The organism is Caulobacter vibrioides OR37 (assembly GCF_000372645.1).
Classification (GTDB): Bacteria; Pseudomonadota; Alphaproteobacteria; order Caulobacterales; family Caulobacteraceae; genus Caulobacter; species Caulobacter vibrioides_E.
In genome coordinates, this window is sequence record NZ_APMP01000003.1 from 219,238 (window position 1) to 237,066 (window position 17,829).

The following is a 17,829-nucleotide window of genomic DNA, read 5'->3' on the forward strand; positions in this document are numbered from 1 at the left end:
GCGATGACGCACCAGATCAAGCTGACGAACGTCGACCTCGACTATTATGTCTACAGCCTGCGCTCGCAGTCCCTGCGCAGCGCCGTGTTCAACCTCGCGGTCGGCGGGCGCATGTACAAGGCCGCCGGCGACGTGGCCGCCGTCAGGGCGCTGTCGGAGATCAATCTCGAGATCAACGAGGGCGACCGCATCGCCCTGGTCGGCCATAACGGCTCGGGCAAGACCACCCTGCTGAAGGTGATCGCCGGCATCTATCATCCGACCCGCGGCGAGCTGTCGATCGACGGCGACATCACCTCGATGATCGCGATCGGCGCGGGCATGGACCCGGAGGCCACGGGCCTGCGCAACATTCACAAGCTGGGCATGATGCGTCGCCTGTCGCGCAAGGTGATCGACAGCCGCATCGACGCCATCGCCGATTTCTCGGGCCTGGGCGACTTCCTGCACCTGCCGGTGCGCACCTATTCGGCCGGGATGCAGGCGCGACTCATGTTCGCCGTGGCCACCGAGTTCGACGCCGACATCCTGGTGCTGGACGAATGGCTCAGCGCCGGCGACGCGGCCTTCGTGCAGAAGGCGGGCGAGCGGATGCAAAGGATGGTCGAGGAGGCCAAGATCGTCGTCCTGGCCACCCACGACGAGGACCTGGTCCAGCGGGTCTGCAACCGGGTCTGCGAACTGAGCGGCGGACGCATCGCGTTCCTGGGCTCGACCGAGGACTGGGTGGCCTATCGAGCGGCCGCGGCGGCATGAGCCGGGACCGGCTCGACCTGCGCCCGCTGAGCGGCGCGGTCTGGAGGGCGTCGGATGACGCCGCCCCGGTCCTCATCCAGCAGGGGCCCCGCGCGCTTCTCGCCTGGACCCCGGACCGCGCGACGCTGCGCGCCCTGGCCGAGATCAGGACCTTGCGGATCGAGCTGCGCCTGGCGGCGCCGGAGGGCAAGTCGCCGGACGTCCTGGTCGAAGCCGACTGGGGCGGCGGCTATGGCGAGGACTCGCGCGCGCGCCTGAAGGCGGGCGGCGAAGACCTGTTCACGGTGCTGCCCGCCAGGGGCCGACGCCTGCGCGGCCTGCGGCTGGCGCTCGACGGCGAGGCGGGGCAGCTGGTCCTGGAGCATTTCGCCGTATCCGGCGCGGGCAAGCTCGACGCCGATCCGCGCGGCCGGCTCGGCCCGGCGTTCGAGGCGCTGAAAGGGTTTCTGGGACCGCTGCGGTCGCCGCTGGCCGGCGCCTGGCGCGCGGCCCGGCGCGTTCGTCCGCGTGGGCGGACGCCGCGCGCCGGAGACGGCGACGGCTGGCGGCGGACCTATGACCACGCGCTCGCCGTCGCCCGGAACGCTCGCGCCGAACAGTTCGCCGCCCCGATCGTCGAGCCCCTGCGCCTGCCCCCCGACGCGCCGAGGGTCCTGGCCTTCTACCTGCCGCAGTTTCATCCGATCCCGGAGAACGACGCCTGGTGGGGTAAGGGCTTCACCGACTGGAGCAATGTCGCCAAGGCCCAGCCGCAGTTCGTCGGCCACCACCAGCCGCGCCTGCCGGCCGATCTGGGCTATTACGACCTGCGCCTGTCGTCGGTCATGGCCCAGCAGATCGCCCTGGCGCGGACGGCCGGCGTGTCGGCCTTCTGCTTCCACTACTACTGGTTCGACGGCAAACGCCTGCTGGAGACCCCGATCGAGGCCTATCTCGCCGACCCGACCCTCGACCTGCCGTTCGCGCTGTGCTGGGCCAACGAGAACTGGACGCGGCGCTGGGAGGGCGACGAGGGCCAGGTGCTGATCGCCCAGAACCATTCGCCCGAGGACGACCTGGCGGTGTTCCGCGACCTGGCCCGATACATGGCCGATCCGCGCTATGTGCGGGTGGGCGGCCGGCCCGTCCTGGTCGTCTATCGGCCCGAGCTTCTGCCCGATCCCAAGGCCACCGCCGCGCGGTGGCGAGGCCTGGCGCGCGACCTGGGCCTGGGCGAGCTGGCGCTGTACGCCACCACCGCGTTCGGCTTCAGCGACCCCGCCAGTTGCGGGTTCGACGGCATTGTCGACTTCCCGCCGCACGGAATCGATGTCGCGGAGATCACCCGCCAGGTCCAGCCGCTGCATCCGGACTTTCGCGGCCAGGTCTATGACTACGCCGGCGTGGTCGACGCCAAGCTGAAGGCCCTGGCCGGCGCCGGTCCCGACTTTATTCCCGGCGTCATGCCCAGCTGGGACAACCAGGCGCGCAAGCCCGCCGCCGGCAAGGTTTTCCACGGCGCCGATCCTCAAACCTACCAGCGGTGGCTGTCCGGCGCCCTCGGGCACGCGGTCCGCGTCCAGCCGCCAGGCGAAGCCCTGGTGTTCGTCAACGCCTGGAACGAATGGGCCGAGGGCGCCTATCTCGAACCGGACCGGTGGTTCGGCCACGCCTACCTGCACGCGACGCGCGCGGCCCTGGCCCCCTATGCGCGACGCCTCCCCGCCGACCATCCGCTCGTCGCGGCCTCGGCGGCCGGCTTTCAGCGGCGATCGGACACGGCGATCCTGCTGCACCTCTACTATCCCGAACTGACCGACTGGTTCGCCACGCGCCTAGCCCCGCTGGCCGGGCGAGCGGACATCATCGTGACCGCGCCCGACAGCTGGACCGAGACCGACCTCGCCGCCGCGCGAGCGGCCTTCCCCGACGCCCTGCTGCTGATCACCCCGAACCAGGGCCGCGACATAGGCCCGTTCATCCGGGCTCTGAAGGCGGCCCGCGCGCACGGCCACACGCTGTTCTGCAAGCTGCACACCAAGCGCTCGCCGCATCGCGGCGACGGCGACGCCTGGCGCGAGGCCCTGGTCGCCGATCTCGTGGGACCGGGCGCGGCCGAGCGGGCGCTCGCGGCCTTCGCCAAGGATCCCCGGCTCGGCCTGCTGGCCGCCGCCGACGCGCGGATGACGCTGGGCGCGCAAGGCGTGATGGACAATAACCGAGCGCACGTCGAACGCCTGTCGGCGCTGATGGGCCTGACCGTGAAGGACAGCACGCCCTTCGCGGCCGGCTCGATGTTCTGGGGGCGGATCGAGGCCTTCGAGCCCCTGAGCGCCCTCAGCGAGGCGCGGATCGGCTTCGAGCCCGAACAGGGCCGCGTCGACGGCGCCGCGGCCCACGCGCTGGAACGGCTGACCGCCGCCATCGTCGCCCGGGCCGGCTATCGCGCGAGCTTCGAACTGTGACCCGAGCCCCGGCGCCGGACTTCGATCCCGACCACACCGGCGCGAGGGGTTCGCACGCCCGTCATCTTGCGCTATGCACCCCTGGCCACGCGCGAAGCACGGCCCGGTAGCTCAGCAGGATAGAGCAGCGCTTTCCTAAAGCGAAGGTCGGGGGTTCGAGTCCCTCCCGGGCCGCCAGCGCTGTTGGCACAACTTAACGCGGACACCTTCACAACTTAACGCCGTCAATAATGCGACGCGTTCTTAGATTTTCGGCGTTTACGCTCCTTGGAGCGGCCAGCCCAGACGGGGCCTGACTCTTCGCTTCCGTTCGGAGCGTCCGCTTTCGGCCGAGTTGCCCAAATGCTGATGGCAGTGGTTAGCGAGGTCTTTCCTCTGGCCTGGCCGTCGACACACTACTCGCGGTCACCGCGGCCCCGGCCGCCACACGGGACGAAGGCGATCTTAGTGAAGCGCTCATTAGCTGAACATCGGCGGGTTTAGCCAGGCGTGCCTAGAAGATCCGACCGCCCGGCCTCCAGAGCATTCCAGGGGCGCCGTCGAACAGGCGCTCGTCGATCGCGCCTGGTCGCCGCGACCTAGGCGATCGCCGGGGCGGCCTCCAGTTCGGCAGGTCCACGGTGTCGTAAAGGTCCAGGTATTCTTGGCCTTTGTAGCGCTGCCCCGTGCTCAAGACAGGAAACACAAACACTGCGGCCTCAGGGCTGCGCAACCCATCGAAGTAGCCAAGTTCCCAAGGGCACCACTTCGAGAGGGCGGCATTCGGGGTGTGCAAATAGAATAGCGAGCTGCACTGTCCCATTCGCCGGCGAAGCCGGTCTGCCAGAGCTCTATCGGCCACGACGTTGACCTGGGCGTCGTCAATCCAATCCACGTAGACGGTATAGCCGGCGTCCTCGATCACTTTCTTAGCGCCGAGAACGAGGTCCTTGTCTCTACTGCTGTGGGAGAGAAAGACATCGAACATGTCCTTCGCCGTCTCCCTGGCCTCACGCAGAAGCTGGTCGTTGGTCTTGTTGGCCCTTTGACGCAAGTCGCGCGCCGCAGCGTACAATTGTTCCGCCGAGTAGAACGCCATTTGAGTTCCCTCCCTGGTCGAACGCGCGCCGGAGGCGCCGGCGCGCTCTATTCGTTCATTCAGAGCATCCGGGACTTCAGAATCTTGAGGACTCGATTCGCCAACTCGGCCGCGCCGACACTCGCGTCCCCAAGGGAAGCCAGTTGCTCATCGCTGGGCCGCAGTGCGTCGGGGCCGTCAAACCGAAGGTCCGACCCAATCAACTCCGCCGCGATGGTCGCCGCGGCTCCGCCAGTCGCCCCGATCGGTAGAAGATAAGCGCCCTTCGCTTGCGCAATGGCGCGCTCGGCGTGGACGCCAGACGAGTCCACCAGCGCCCCCGCTTCGGCTTTCAGACCACCGATGAAAACGACGTGGCCGGCCAGCCTGGCGAGTTCGGCCCGAAGCAAGTCCCATTGAGCCCGATCTGGCTCGCCGCCCTCGATCGGCTGAGGGAATGGGCGAACGATCAACCGTCTTTCGAGGTCCCACGCGCCTGTCTTCTGCAAAGAAGATAGGAAGCCGCTCATACTGCCCGAGCCGACGAGAAGCCCCGAGCCGCTGACCAAGGTCAATCCAGAGCTTCCCACCACCCCACCGACCCTTTCCGCAACATCGTGGACGAAACTCACCTCCGGTGTCGTAGCCTCGTCAAGCGGCCAACTTCCGCTGATCCAGACTCGATTTCTCGCAACTCGCCGCTCGACCTCAGCCAGAAGGCCCGGCACTTCGTCGTAGTCCTCGATCTCAATCGCGAACAATCCGTAGCGCTGGAGGTCTTTGGCCCAGAGGTTGTGCTGGGCCAGCCGCGCTTCAAACTCTTCCGCCGACCTAAAGTCTCCCTTTTGGGGGGGGCGAACGATCGCAAAATGGGCCGGCGGCGCATCCGTGAAACTTTCGCGGATTAGGGACAGCACGTGGCGTAGGTTCGGGTCCGTGAAGCTAAGGCCCAGAAACAGCATCGAGAAGCTGGAGAGATGCGCCTGTAACAGCGGCAGGAATGCGCCGCGGCGAGACCGGAAGAGCTCGTAGTCGTCAGTCGAGATGACGATCTCGTCTAACTGGTCGACAGTTCCGTGCATTTTGTAGACGCGGGCCGCCCCTGCCGTGACTTTCAAGGCCAGGTCGCCCTGGGCGGAAATGACACTGCAAGGGCGCCTAATCGCCAATAGAGCGCGCTCGATCAGTCGATCGTAGTTCGTTGTCCACAGGTGGCGGATTGGCATCCGCGCTAGGATGTTCAACGGCGCAGGAATGTCATGATCAACAGCGATCTGATCCCTGATCACCTGTCGAATGCGGGTCGCCCCGCCGGTATCACTGACGCTCCACTGCGCCAATGCGGCAAGGTCATAGACATCGTCGGATTTCACCCCCAACTCGTCGCCGATCTCGCGAAGCAGCTCCTTCCAAGATGGGTAGCCGGCGCCAACGGACACGCCAGCGCCGATGAAGACGGCCGCGTTCTCGTCGGAAATCGCCTTCGGAAACTCTTTTAGAAAGCGGGTCCGGTTTCGAGACATCGACTAAGCCCTCAATACTTTTTCCGGATCTCAATCGCCGTTTCCACCCAGGAGTCTATATTCGTCTTGATGTTGTCGTATACGCCCTTGCTGTCGAAACCCGACGGGGTGTGGAGATTTACGATTGAAGAGAGCGACTTCCCAGCAACATTGAATCCATCAAAAGGGTTGTTACCAGCGTAGGATGTTTGACCGGCGAGATTCTTGAGCCCGTGGATACGTATACCCAGAAGCCCCTTCCCAGAATCCCAGGCTTTCTGGATCTCGTAGTTGATCCACTTTCGACCTGCCGTGCCAGCGCCGACGAGGACTAAGGCGCAGCTCCGCCCAGCGAACTGGTTGTCGATCCAGGTCTGAATCGCCTTGTCGCCACCCTTCTTGACCGTTTCCCAGTCGTTGTCTGAAACCGTCTGGTTGCCCTCGAGCACGCCCATGTTGCGCACCTGTGATGCACGCTGAGAGTCGCCGTCGTAGTGGAAGCTGAAGAACACCTTGCGCGCCATTTGCCCTCCCATTGTCTAGCTTAGCCGCCCATAGGTAGTTACGGTTGTGCGCTTTGGAAGTACCCACGAAAACGAGCAAACCTACATTGGGCACAAGGTCAGAGCAGCGTTCGCCCAAACAGACATAGGGTGGCGGCAAAAGCGGTCGCACAAGCGAACGGCGAGAAGCTTGTAGCCAGCGACTGCATACGCTCGCGGCCCTGTGCTGCGGAACCGAACCTTGAGGAGCAGGCATAGGGCGACAGCGTTAGCGGCGCTCGTCAGGCCTGACGAGATAGAGGCCCCACGGCGAGTCGAGCACGGTGTTGGCGCGCCTACGATCATTCCGGTCCAGTGAAAATGACGGGCCGGACATCCAGATGGGGCTGGCGCAATCATGACCGGCCGTTGCGAGAACATCCAGCCCGCGCGGGTATCGGCCCGTGATGTCGACCAGACCGCCATCGGGCCGACGATTGGCATAGTGGAGCGGAAGTACTCGCGACGGCGGGTCCAGCAAATGCACAATTGGCCAGCCGGTCAGCTCGCGGATCCGAGTGGCCAGGACCGCACACTCGCCCTGCGTATACCGGACAACGAGCCTTCGCAGTGCGGCTGGGTTAGACGTGAACGGCGCGAAGTCGGCGATCGGCGAGCCAGGGCGCAGGAATATCAGTTTCGCGGACATCCAGTCCTTTCTTGATGACCCGACTGAACGGCGGCCAATCGCCGTCGTCCAACCCGATGTGAGCCAAGATAAGGTTGACGAGGCGCGCCCGGTCTCGTCTTGTAAAGCTTCACGTTGAAAGGCGAAAGATGCACGTTCTGCGCGGCTATGCCCTCGAATCCGTGGCGCGCGATGAGACCCCTCTGCCCACCGGGGCCCGCTACGATGTCGGCCTCGGCGCCTGGCGAGGTGAGAAAGGTCTTCTGGCCTATGACGCCATGACCGATCGCCTGACCAAGAAGCACGACATTGAGACCGGCGAGGACCAGAAAGGGCAGTGACAAGCCCGTCGTCGGTCGAGGTACTCATCCTTGCCAATCTCCACGACTTCCCCACCGACCGGGTCTGCGTCGAACTCGACAAGCTGGGCGTGCGCTACGTCCGACTCAATCGGGAGACCCTGAGCGAGGCGGCGCTGCGGCTCGATCCGGTGGCACCGCGCCTACAGATCGCGCTTGAGGGACGACGCTGGAGCGTCGACGAGACGCTGAAAGCGGTCTGGTGGCGCCAGCCGACCTTCCTGCGTAACACGCCCCATCAGCCTCTGTCGCTCGACGAGCAGCTCGACCGGTCTCAGTGGCCGGCGTTCCTGCGCGGCCTGATGCTGTTCGACGAGGCGCTTTGGATCAACGATCCGGCTGCGACCTATCGGGCCGAGTGCAAGCCCTGGCAATTGCGCCAAGCCGCGCGACTGGGGTTCGAAACGCCCCCGACCCTTATCACCAACGATCCCGAGGCGCCGGTCCCCGCCCAATTGGGCAAGACCGTGGCCGTGAAGTCGGTGGACACGGTGTTGCTGCGTGAAGGCGACCGGCAATTCTTCGCCTACACTCAGCTGCTCGACTGGTCGATTTGCGCGACCCCAGCCCTCAGGGCCGCGCCGGTTCTGGCCCAGGCGGTCATCGCGCCCAAGCTCGACCTGCGGGTGACGGTGCTGGGCGATCGGGTGTGGGCGGTGGCGGTCGAGGCTGACGGCGTCGGCGTGGAGGGAGACTGGCGGCTGCGCAAGAAGGATCAGCTGGCCTATCCGGCCTTCATGCTGCCGGCCGAGGTCGCCGAGCGGTGCGTCGCCCTGGTCGCGCAAATGGGCCTGGTCTACGGCGCAATCGACCTAGCGTTGCGCGAGGGTCGCTTCGTGTTCATTGAGATCAACCCCACTGGTGAATGGGGATGGCTCGACACGCCTGATCGGCCGATCGCGGCGGCGATCGCCCAGGCTTTGGCGAGACGATGACCATACTGTCAACGTTCCTGAACGAGCTTTTCCCTTTCGCGCGGCTGCTGCTGGTTAATCGTCGGGTGGCCGCGCGGCTGGCGGACGAGACGCCGGATCCGCGGCAGGCGCGGTGGGCCGGTCTTGGCCGCGAAAAGCTTCTGGCGTTGCTCGCCGAGGAATGGGATCGGGCCAAAGCGCTGGACGAGAAGCTCTTCAAGCAGACGGCGGCCCTCTCACTGGCGGTGACCGCCGCCGGGGTGGCATCCAAGGGCGTGCTGGACGCCCTGCCGAGCGGCGCTCTCAAGGCGACGGTATTGAGCATTATCCTCTATGCCATACTGTCTTTGTTCGGTGGCGTTCTCATCGGGTTCTCCGGAGTGCGCCCCAAGGCGCGCGCCGGCTACGGTCCCGATTTCGCGCTGCTGGTCCGCTACGACAACAAGGCGGCCGGTGCTGTACTGGCCGACGCCCTGATGCATTTCGAGATCACCAATACGCTGCGAGCCAACGAGGCCTCGGCCGCCAATATGGTGATCCGCAACGGCGTAGTGGCGTTCGCCCTGGCCATGACCTTCAGTTTGTTTCTGCCGCCCAAGGCGTCCGAGCCGACGTCTATGCCGGCCGACAGCCGAAGCTACATGATCATCCAGAACCAGGCGCCTACCGCCCCGCCGGCTGGATCGGGCGAGGCCCCCTCTGCAGTCGCGCGCGACTACAATAGCGATGCGAGCAAGCCCGCCAAGGATCGGCCATGATGGTCTTCATGACCAAGGTTTGGGGTTTCGGCTCCCCCATTGGCCGCTGCAGTTCGGCAGTCGAGCCTGACGGGAGAACGCCATCCGCGCCCTGAAGCCGAGCGATGTTGTAGTGCTGGTGGGTATGACGCTTCGCTAGACACCAAGGTCAACGCCGGGTCAAAGCTAGGAACGCGGCGGTGTCAACGATCGAACTGCCGTTGCGCCGGAACTCTCTACGTTAGGTTCATCTTCGGTTGGAGTTTACCAAGAACGACGGCATCCGAAGGTCCGAAATCTGCCGGTGCGTCAACGTCGGCTTCTGGCGCGACTGGGCCTGCCCGTCGGCTCGCGCTGTTCGGAGAAGTCATTTGCCTTCAGGCGTGTTGTCCGAAACTGTATCACGCTAAAGTAGCGCCTGGCTCGGTGATGAACGGGCCCGGCCGTATGGGTGATCGTATCGGGCTTTGCTCCTGGGTGGCGATCGCGGTGGGGGGGGGGGGGGGGGGGGGTTCATGAACAGCATTCTGACGGCGTTCCAGAGCTTGGCCGCTGCGGGCTGGATAAAGGTGGCCTTAGGGATCGTCGCGGGGCTTATCGGCCTTGCTGCTTCCGCATTCTCCCTAAGGGCTGGTCTGATCAATTTACAGCGCCAAAAGCAGGCCAAGCTTATCCAGGATCAGGCGCTCTGGTCTGGGACGGTGTCCGATTTTACTAAGGAGGACATCACTGCCAGCCTGAAGCACTACGTTGTTCCCGACTGCTCCCAGACCGATCCAGCCAACAGTTCTGATATTCGCCGGGCCGCTGGCGTCCGCGAGCCCGTCATTCGAACGGTCGACCGCTTCATTACAAATAGCGAGAACCGCCACCTGCTTGTCCTAGCCGACACAGGCATGGGTAAGACCTCGTTTTGCCTGAACTATCTCGCTCACCGTAATCGGTTAAACAAAGGGGAGGGTGCTTTGAGTTGCGCCGTGATCCCGCTCGGCCGACCTGACGCTCTTGAGAAGATCCGGCGCGTACCAAATCCTGCTGACACCATCCTGCTTCTTGACGCTTTTGATGAGGATGTCAGGGCGATCGACAATAGCGACGAACGTCTATCGCAACTTCTCAATCAGGCAGCGGAATTTGGAACTGTAATAATCACATGCCGATCGCAGTTTTTCAAGAACGATCTGGCAATCCCGTCAAGAACAGGCGTTGCGATTGTACGCCCACGCCGAGCTGGAATTTCGAGCGAATACGTTCTTGAGACGCTCTATTTGCTGCCCTTCACGCCTAAGCAAATCAAGCAGTACATAAATCGGCAATTTCCTTGGTGGTCTTGGGGGGGATTGGCCGGGTCAAAGATGGCGCGGACTCTAACCGAGAACGTGCCGGAGTTGAGCGTGCGACCAATGCTCCTGGCTTTGTTGCCCGACCTGGTGCGCGAGGGACGACAAATCCAGGAGTTGTTCGACCTCTACCAGTTCATGACGGCCAAGTGGCTCGATCGCGAGGCTTCTTGGATCGAGCCGAGCATCCTTACTGCAGTATCCAAGCGCCTAGCGGTGTTTATTTATGCTTCGCGTGGGCGGCGTGGTTCCGATCGTGTGACCGTGGACGAGCTCCATTCCTTGGCGCAGGCAATGGACATCCCTGAAGACCGATGGAACCACCTTTCAGCCAGGTCCCTGCTGAACCGTGACAGCGAAGGCAATATCAAATTTTCGCACCGCTCCATCATGGAGTTCTACTTCGTACTCTCCGCCATCGATGGCGACCCGGCCTGCTTCAAGGTCTTTTGGTCCGATTTCATGCGCGAACTTTTCGTGAGCTGGGGCAATAGCCAGCAGGGGCAAAGCAACGTGGTGCGCGCCAAGCAAATCCTGGCGATGGACCTGAACAAGCTGGGGCTGTCTCCGCTAAGCGAGCCATTAGACGGTCCTCAGGACTATTCTGTGCGGACTTTCATTAATTCGCGCGCCAGCCGGCAACGGAGGATCGCAGATGCTTGGCGCGCCGACAGCATCAAAATACTCAGCGCTCCCAACCAAATTCATCGCGTGATTGAAGACGCCGAGTTCGGGCTGATCTGGGAAGTGCCACATCTCTCAGATTATGACACTGACGAGATTCAAATAATTCAGACGACCCATGTCGAAATGATCAAAACCGGCATGAGCAAACGGCTGGCCTCCAAGGTTCAATTTCTTGCTCTGCTGGAGGCCGAAGCGAGCCTTGATATGGAGTTGCTGATGCGTGAGACTTTCCTCTGGTTGGGGGACCGGATCGGCAAACGTAGTCCCATCGTCGTATCTGTCTCGGATGCGCCGCTTGAGCACAGCGGCGTCAAACTTCTCGGGCAACTAAGCGGCAAAGATCGAAATGGAACGCCGGTGTGGGCGTACGAGGTACTCACTCAACCTACCGGTTTTGGGAGCCGCGTCGCCGTTGTATCTGCCATTCCGACCCTCGTTTCGGAGACGGATCGACAGAGCCGCCAGAAGCTTCATTCCATGAGCCCTGAGGAGCTCAGGTCATTTTTGGACGGCCTCAATCACGAGCAAAAGTCTTTGACCGCTGAGCCCGATAGCGCGTCCTGAGGTCGAACGATGTCCTGTAACAACAGTTTTCGACCAGGTGCAGGAATGTCGTAGTCCTGGGGCTGTGCCAGTGTCAGCTGTTGGCGCAGAGCCGGTCTTCAGGCGGGCGCGAGTTCACCAGGTTGAGGCGGAAAATGCCCCCTCCACCCGGTATTCGCGAAATCGGGGCGACCGCTAAGTGGCCGCCCCGACCAGGTGTAGATGAGAGCTGAAACTCAGCTCGGCGCTAAGCCTTTTCAGGCCAGGGGCACGCCCCTTTGCGCCCGCCCATGAAACATCATCGAGAATGCTTTTTCTAGTCGTTTTCAAGGTGTGCCATAATATCCCATACCGATGATACTGTACCATCATTATGGGATATAGGCCCGATGCGGCCTGAAGGTTCAAAAACGACTTGAATAGTTTGTAAAAAATTGACGTTATCTAACCGATTCGCGATTCGATTCGGGTGGATGCCTTGCTGCCAGTCTGTGTCGTCGACGAGAAGAAGCACCTCCAAATTAAGGAGGCTTTGCACGCTCGTGGCCTTTCAATTGGTGGAATTGCTAGAAATCTTGGGGTCACCAAGAATTCAGTCTCACTCGTATGTCGCGGATATAGAAGGTCTCGGAGGCTAGAGCAAGCAATCGCTCACGCTCTAGACCTCGAGCCCGCACGACTGTGGCCTGAGCGATACTAAAGGAGGGGAAGAATGGTCATAAGCGAGGGGTGAGACGCACCCCAAGAATTTGGGCGGATACGAAAGAGGCCTGAACCGACGGTAATCGATTCAGGCCCTCTTCGGAATTTCCGAAGCGTCCTCGTAAGACCTTCTGACTTTCCCCTCGTGCCAGCCAAAAGTCAATCGGGCAGCGTGGTGCTCCGATCGCGATGGCACGCGGCTATCCGCCTCGACCTTTGAACTCGAAACCCAAGGACGAGGCTAGAATGCGAGATTCTCACTCCGGTGCGGAAGCGCACCGCGCGAGCGCGCGGGCGCTCGACAAGTCCCCATCTGTCTACTTGGCGATGCAGGCTGGCCTGCGGCGGCCAGAGGCCCCGGCCAGTTGGAGCGCCGTGAGCAGCGGCGCCACTGTCGTGATGACACCGGACGGACGGCCGATCCGTAATCCCATCACGGGACGGAAGGCTCACGTAACCGGCATCTACACAAGCCGGAAGGCTGGCCGCTCGCTCGTGCACGAGAGCATGAACGAGCATGCGTTCTTTCAGCACTCGGAAGTCGACACCTCCGTTGCCGATTACTTCAGTCAGCCCTGTCGCTTCGAGTTCGTCGTTGACGGCTTAAAGCGAACCTATACCCCGGACTGCGCCAGGCTGCTCGCGAACGGCCGTATCGAGATCATTGAGCTGAAGTCAGACGGTCGTGCGCTGCGCGATCCGGACTACGTGCTCAAACTTCGTTGGGTCGGAGCCATCTGCGAAGCCACCAACTGGACATTCCGGGTCGTGTATGGCCGGCCGCTTCGCGAACGATCTGTCACCAATCGCAACGTGCGGCTCGTCCAGCAGTACCGGTTCGCCAAGTATGGGGGGCGCGAGACGGCCGCTGTGCAGGAGTTCTTGGCGACAAGAACGGTTACGACAGGGGCGTTCGGTCGCCTCGCCGAGCTGCTCGGCGACGCCAGAACGGCGCGCGCGCAGCTTTGTGCGATGATGGTCGGCCGGCAAATACATATCGATCTGAGCGTGCCGCTATCCAGCGATAGCCCGGTCGCCAGCCTCGATCGCGGGTGCCGTTCGTTGGAGGTCGACCAATGACCATCCACTTCAAGCCGGACCAAACCTGGGTCTATCAAGGACGCGAACTCCGGTTCGAGCGTCATCTTGGGGAGGGGCTGCTCCATTTCCTGGAGCAGCGGACCCTGACACCGCTACTCGTCGAGAAAGACGATGGCGTCAGAGGGCCGCCGACAGATGACTGGGCCATGAAGGCCTACACGTGCGGCGATCTGGTCCGTATCCCTTCGCTGAAGGAGGCTGCGGCCCGCAAGCTCGCGCAATCGCGTGAATTCGATGCGGAGGAAATCCGCCGGAAAGACAAGTTTGCAATCCTGCGCCGTTTCGTGGTCGGCACCCTCGATCGCCTTGGTGTCACTGAACTAAGCGATCGCACTCTCGCGCATAAGCTCGCCTGTATCTGGAAGGACGCTCCTCAGGAAGTAGTCGACCTCAATGTTCGCCCGCATCCAAGAACTGTGCGTCGTTGGCTTGCCGAGCGCGGATCGCCAGGCGATCGACCGTTTCGGCAAATGATGTCCCAGAGCGGCCAGGGGAAGCGGCGCAGGAGGCTGCCCACAATCGTGCTCGATCAGATGAGCGCCTTCGCTTTTCTTTACTGGGCAGATCGCTCGGTAAATATCGCGGACGCCTATGCCCGGCTCCACCAGACGCTCGACAAGCTCGATGCGGGGCGAGATCAACCGCTCCCAAAGCCATCGGCAGAGACCTTCCGCAAGTTGGTGCGGGGCCTTGAGTGCTTCGACACCTATAAAGCCCGCTACGGAAAGCAGCTCGCGAAACTGCGGTTTGAGGGCTGCGGCGAAGGGCTTCGCGCCAGTCGTTTCCTCGAGCTCGGCTGCCTAGACCACAAGCTCCTCGACAATGTGGTCGTGATCGATCTGAAGCAACGCTTGCCGATGGGGCGGCCCTGGCTGACGGCGATCATTGACGTCTACACCCGCTGTGTCGTCGGTTTCGTGATTACGTTCGAGCCGCCCTCGCTGTATTCGGCCACCGAGTGCATCAAGCGGGCTAATATGCCCAAGCTTCAAATGCTTGGCGGTGCCTCTCGCCGCCCAGGTCTGGCAAATATTTTCGGCCGTTTCGATGAGATCATCGTCGACAATGGCCTAGAGCTTGTCGGCAATGCCTTCGAGGACATGGGAGCCGATTGCGGCTTCTCGATCCGCTGGGCTCCCGTGCGATCGCCCACCTACAAGGCCTTCATCGAGCGGTTCTTCAGGACCATCGACGACCGCCTCCTCCACAAGCTGCCCGGCTCGACCCTTAACCCTCAGGCCCTGCGAGAGCTGGAAATCGACCCTGACGCAGACGCGGTGCTGACGTTGGAGCAGTTGGAGGCGCTGATCTGGGAGTTGATCGATCTCTATCACCAGGAGATTCACAGCGGCATCAACGCCTGCCCTCTGCAGCTATGGGAGCAGGACGAGAAGGCCTATGGGATCGACGTCATCGCCGACGTCCGCCAGTTGGACAAAATGGCCGGCGCGATGGCGCCAAGGCGCAGGTTGACACGTGCGGGGATCGAATTCCTGGGCCTCCAGTACCACGAGGCTGGCACCACCTCGCAGCTACTGAACGACCTCGCTGGGATTGCCCCGCAGCGCGGGGTGGGTAGGGGCGCCCGCTCCCATAATGTGAAGATCAAATACAATCCCGCCAATCTCGGCGAGATCCATGTCTGGAACGACCGCCGTAAACGCTACGAAACACTGCCCTGCACCGAGCCTGAATACGCTGAGGGGTTGTCCAAAAAGCAGCACGAGCTCATCCAGGAATTCGCGGCCCAGCGAAATGAAGCCTTCTCTAGCCGTCAGGATCGCCTTCGCCGCCGTGCCGAGTTGAGCCAGCGGGTTGAGGGCCTCATCCCTGGGCGAGGCCGCAAAAACAGGCGAACGATCGCGCGGCTGGCTCAGTCCCCAACAGTGCAAAGTCTTGTGCCTCGCGGGGTCGTCTTGGCGTTGGCCGCCACGAGCGACCAAGGCCAGGCTCACGTTATTGAGCACGATGCGCTCGCGCCTCACCGCGTCGACGGCGGCGCCACATCGTCACGCCCGCAGCGCGGCCCGAAGCGCAAGCCGAAGAAGCGCAAACCTCCCCACCAAGCGCCATCGGTCGAGGGCGACCTGTCGTTCGGTGCGTTCGAAATCACCCAATTCAAGGCTTTCAAATGACCTTCCACCAACACGCATTCACGGACGCCGATCTCGCCGGGATCACCACGATCACGGAGAGCAACACCGAAGTCGCGCAGAAAATCGCGCTCTTTCGCTCCATTGTGATTCAATACCCGCGGCATTTGGAGCTTCACGACCGTCTGAACTACCTTCAGGCTCTAGGTCGTCACTCGCGCGGCAAGCCACAAATGGGATTGCGCGTGCTGGCTCCGACCGGCTCAGGAAAATCCACTGCGGCGGAGACATACAAGGGGCTGGTCGAGAATATCGCTCCTCCGTCAGACGAGCATGTGCCAGTCCTGCTGCTACCTCTGAATAGCGCAACGACCAGCCGGCGACTGATGGTTCAGATCCTTCAGAAACTCGGAGATCCGACTTCCGAAAAGGGCAGTGAGCAGGCGCTGCAGTATCGTGCGGTCAACTATATGCGCCGCCTTGGTGTCGAGCTTCTCATCATCGATGAAGTTCAGCATCTCAATTACCGCAGTAACGCTAAGATCGACGTGACCGATGCGCTCAAGTCGTTTCTCGACGCGGGCGTGGCGCCAATCGCCTTCCTGGGGACAGAGGATGCTCTTCCGCTCTTTGCGTCAAACCTGCAACTCAATGGACGGCTAATCGCGCCCTTCGACATGCCAAAGCTCGACATCGCTAAGGCCGAAGAGCGTTCATTGTTTGCAAGTTTCGTCGCAGCGCTCTGCCGCGAAATGGAGAATAAGGGGCTTTTTGCTGCGCCGATTACCTTGGTGCGGCCGGATGTCTTGGGCTGCCTCATGGAGGTTGCCGACGGCGTGATCGGACGGGTCTCACGGCTGTTCGAAGTGGCCGTCGAGCATGCGCTACGCCGAGGCGCAATAAGCTTCGAAGTCGAGGATATTTCGTTCGCTGTTGAGCAATGGGCAATCTGCCAGGGCTTTGCGAAGCGCAACCCTTTCCGGGCCTATTAGGGGATGGCTATGAATGAATCCGCTTCGGCCTTTCATCAGGTGCGATTTCCACTCTGCCCTTCAGAGGGTGAGACGATCCTCAGCTACGCCTTTCGTGTCGGCGCCCATAACCTTCATGCCGGCCCTTTGACGTTATTCCCAAAACGCCAGAAGCAGCGGCAGAGACGAACCAGGGAGCTTTGGGATCTAGATCCAGAAGTGCTGTGCCGGATCTACCGGCAACCCGTCGAAGCCATCCTTCCACTTGTCGCGAAGTCGAGGGAAGATGGGCGTGTGGTCATTGGTGAGTGGGCGGTCCAGCCGCGAGACCTACTTCGCGTAATGCGTCGTGTCTCGCCAAGCGGACTTCGTAAATTTGGCGCGGACAGGTGTGATTGGGCGATCCGTTCACTGAGCTTCTGTCCTGCGAACTGGGACCTGTTGCTGGACGCCTGCCCCAACGCGGACTGTGGGCAACGGTTGACCTGGGACACGCGCTCCGTTTTCCACTGCGGGATTTGTGGTCATGATCTGCGGCGATTGGATTCGCTTAAGATCAGAATATGTGACCGTCAAACCTTGCAGTTGTTGCCGGACCTACTCAGCCGCGAAGAGCGGATTGTAAATTCGGCGAAATCACAGCTCCCGCCCGCTCTGGCTGATCTTTCTCCCGAAGACTTAGTCAACATCATCCGTATGGTTGGGCTTGGGGTGCTGGCTGTTAGTGAAAACAAGCCGCGCGTTGTTGCTGCAGAATATCCGCACGAATGGATCACGGGCATCAAGAATCTGCAGGATCCTGTTTACATCCAATCCATCGTGTCGGGACGCAATCAACCCGCTCTCTATCGTCTCTTCACCGGAGAGATGAGGAGATGGCTTAGCCGGCTAAGTACGGAAGGCGCCGAAATTTTCCGGAATTTTCTAGACCCGGAATATCGTCTTGCGCCGGCGCGTGGCGACCGGCTTTTGTCGGTCACGATGGCCGCGTCCAAGTTGCGGGTCGAGCGTTCTGCGGTGCGTAGACTTGTTCAACTTGGACACCTGGAGACTTTCAAAGCTAGCGGGGCGGGAAAGCAGCGGCGGCGCGATCTAATCACCGACGTTTCGGTTGCCGCTCTAACAGATGATCGGGCCTCGATCTCGAGCATCAGCGCGGAGTACAAAATACCAAAGGCCGTCCTGCTTGGTCTTGTCAGTATGGGGGTGCTCGAAGCCCTCGACCACCCAGCCTTTTCTGCGATTTATAGCGAGGTTCAGCTCAAGTCGCGGCATGCGCGTGCTTTGCTCGCCAGCATGTCTATCAAGTTTCAGGGCAGGTCGAGCGCTTGGCCTGTCAGCGAGAGAGTAGCCGCGAAGCCACTCCTCCACAGCCTTGGCGGAGGCGATCACCTCTGGGCGAATCTCATCGGGCACGACCTTAACGGCAGGCTTGAGTTTGGGCTGGCTGTAC

The 17,829-nt window shown here is 62.0% G+C and carries 15 protein-coding genes and 1 tRNA gene; 12 read left to right on the forward strand and 4 right to left on the reverse strand.

Annotated features, from left to right (window positions below; genetic code table 11):
- The first annotated feature begins 3 nt into the window (after nucleotides 1–3).
- The 3 genes from OR37_RS05000 to OR37_RS05010 all read left to right on the forward strand — a co-directional run bounded on the left by OR37_RS05000 (nucleotide 4) and on the right by OR37_RS05010 (nucleotide 3,377).
- Entirely contained in the window at nucleotides 4–756 is a 753-nt protein-coding gene (locus OR37_RS05000) for an ABC transporter ATP-binding protein (RefSeq protein WP_004616536.1), read from the forward strand.
- Entirely contained in the window at nucleotides 753–3,200 is a 2,448-nt protein-coding gene (locus OR37_RS05005; protein ID WP_004616537.1) for a glycoside hydrolase family 99-like domain-containing protein, read from the forward strand. The genes OR37_RS05000 and OR37_RS05005 overlap by 4 nt, the downstream gene beginning before the upstream one ends.
- 100 nt (nucleotides 3,201–3,300) lie before the next feature.
- Nucleotides 3,301–3,377, forward strand: a tRNA-Arg gene (locus OR37_RS05010).
- 316 nt (nucleotides 3,378–3,693) lie between these two features.
- On the opposite strand, the gene OR37_RS05015 is transcribed toward OR37_RS05010, so the two are convergent.
- The 4 genes from OR37_RS05015 to OR37_RS05030 form a co-directional block, all read right to left on the reverse strand.
- Nucleotides 3,694–4,278 (reverse strand): TIR domain-containing protein, encoded by a 585-nt coding sequence (locus tag OR37_RS05015; protein ID WP_004616539.1) that lies wholly within the window; start codon nucleotides 4,276–4,278, stop codon nucleotides 3,694–3,696.
- A gap of 59 nt (nucleotides 4,279–4,337) precedes the next feature.
- Nucleotides 4,338–5,780, reverse strand: a complete 1,443-nt coding sequence (locus tag OR37_RS05020) for an SIR2 family protein (RefSeq protein WP_004616541.1) — start codon at nucleotides 5,778–5,780, stop codon at nucleotides 4,338–4,340.
- A gap of 11 nt (nucleotides 5,781–5,791) precedes the next feature.
- A complete protein-coding gene (locus tag OR37_RS05025) occupies nucleotides 5,792–6,283 on the reverse strand; it encodes a TIR domain-containing protein (protein ID WP_004616543.1) in 492 nt (163 codons plus the stop codon).
- 247 nt (nucleotides 6,284–6,530) lie between these two features.
- Nucleotides 6,531–6,950 carry a hypothetical protein gene (locus OR37_RS05030; RefSeq protein WP_035016960.1) on the reverse strand — a complete coding sequence of 140 codons (420 nt, stop codon included), beginning with the start codon at nucleotides 6,948–6,950 and terminating at the stop codon, nucleotides 6,531–6,533.
- A 128-nt stretch (nucleotides 6,951–7,078) separates the two neighbouring features.
- Between OR37_RS05030 and OR37_RS05035 the strand changes: the two genes are divergently transcribed.
- From OR37_RS05035 to OR37_RS21640, 9 genes are all read left to right on the forward strand, one after another.
- Nucleotides 7,079–7,270 (forward strand): hypothetical protein, encoded by a 192-nt coding sequence (locus tag OR37_RS05035; protein ID WP_004616545.1) that lies wholly within the window; start codon nucleotides 7,079–7,081, stop codon nucleotides 7,268–7,270.
- Nucleotides 7,267–8,223, forward strand: a complete 957-nt coding sequence (locus tag OR37_RS05040; protein WP_004616547.1) for a hypothetical protein — start codon at nucleotides 7,267–7,269, stop codon at nucleotides 8,221–8,223. Before OR37_RS05035 ends, OR37_RS05040 begins: the two co-directional genes overlap by 4 nt.
- Nucleotides 8,220–8,960 (forward strand): hypothetical protein, encoded by a 741-nt coding sequence (locus OR37_RS05045; protein ID WP_004616549.1) that lies wholly within the window; start codon nucleotides 8,220–8,222, stop codon nucleotides 8,958–8,960. Before OR37_RS05040 ends, OR37_RS05045 begins: the two co-directional genes overlap by 4 nt.
- Nucleotides 8,961–9,454: 494 nt before the next feature.
- Nucleotides 9,455–11,530: an NACHT domain-containing protein gene (locus OR37_RS21635; protein WP_131368810.1), complete on the forward strand. Its 2,076-nt coding sequence runs from the start codon at nucleotides 9,455–9,457 to the stop codon at nucleotides 11,528–11,530.
- A 448-nt stretch (nucleotides 11,531–11,978) separates the two neighbouring features.
- On the forward strand, nucleotides 11,979–12,209 hold the full coding sequence (locus OR37_RS22390) for a helix-turn-helix domain-containing protein (protein WP_085953253.1): 231 nt from the start codon (nucleotides 11,979–11,981) through the stop codon (nucleotides 12,207–12,209).
- A gap of 377 nt (nucleotides 12,210–12,586) precedes the next feature.
- Nucleotides 12,587–13,291, forward strand: a complete 705-nt coding sequence (locus tag OR37_RS05055; RefSeq protein WP_235046547.1) for a hypothetical protein — start codon at nucleotides 12,587–12,589, stop codon at nucleotides 13,289–13,291.
- Complete coding sequence (locus OR37_RS05060; protein WP_004616555.1) at nucleotides 13,288–15,447, forward strand: DDE-type integrase/transposase/recombinase; 2,160 nt, start codon at nucleotides 13,288–13,290, stop codon at nucleotides 15,445–15,447. Before OR37_RS05055 ends, OR37_RS05060 begins: the two co-directional genes overlap by 4 nt.
- Nucleotides 15,444–16,397 carry a TniB family NTP-binding protein gene (locus tag OR37_RS05065; protein ID WP_004616557.1) on the forward strand — a complete coding sequence of 318 codons (954 nt, stop codon included), beginning with the start codon at nucleotides 15,444–15,446 and terminating at the stop codon, nucleotides 16,395–16,397. Before OR37_RS05060 ends, OR37_RS05065 begins: the two co-directional genes overlap by 4 nt.
- A gap of 9 nt (nucleotides 16,398–16,406) precedes the next feature.
- Nucleotides 16,407–17,829 (forward strand): hypothetical protein (locus tag OR37_RS21640; RefSeq protein ID WP_004616560.1); only part of this gene is annotated, 1,423 nt, incomplete at its 3' end.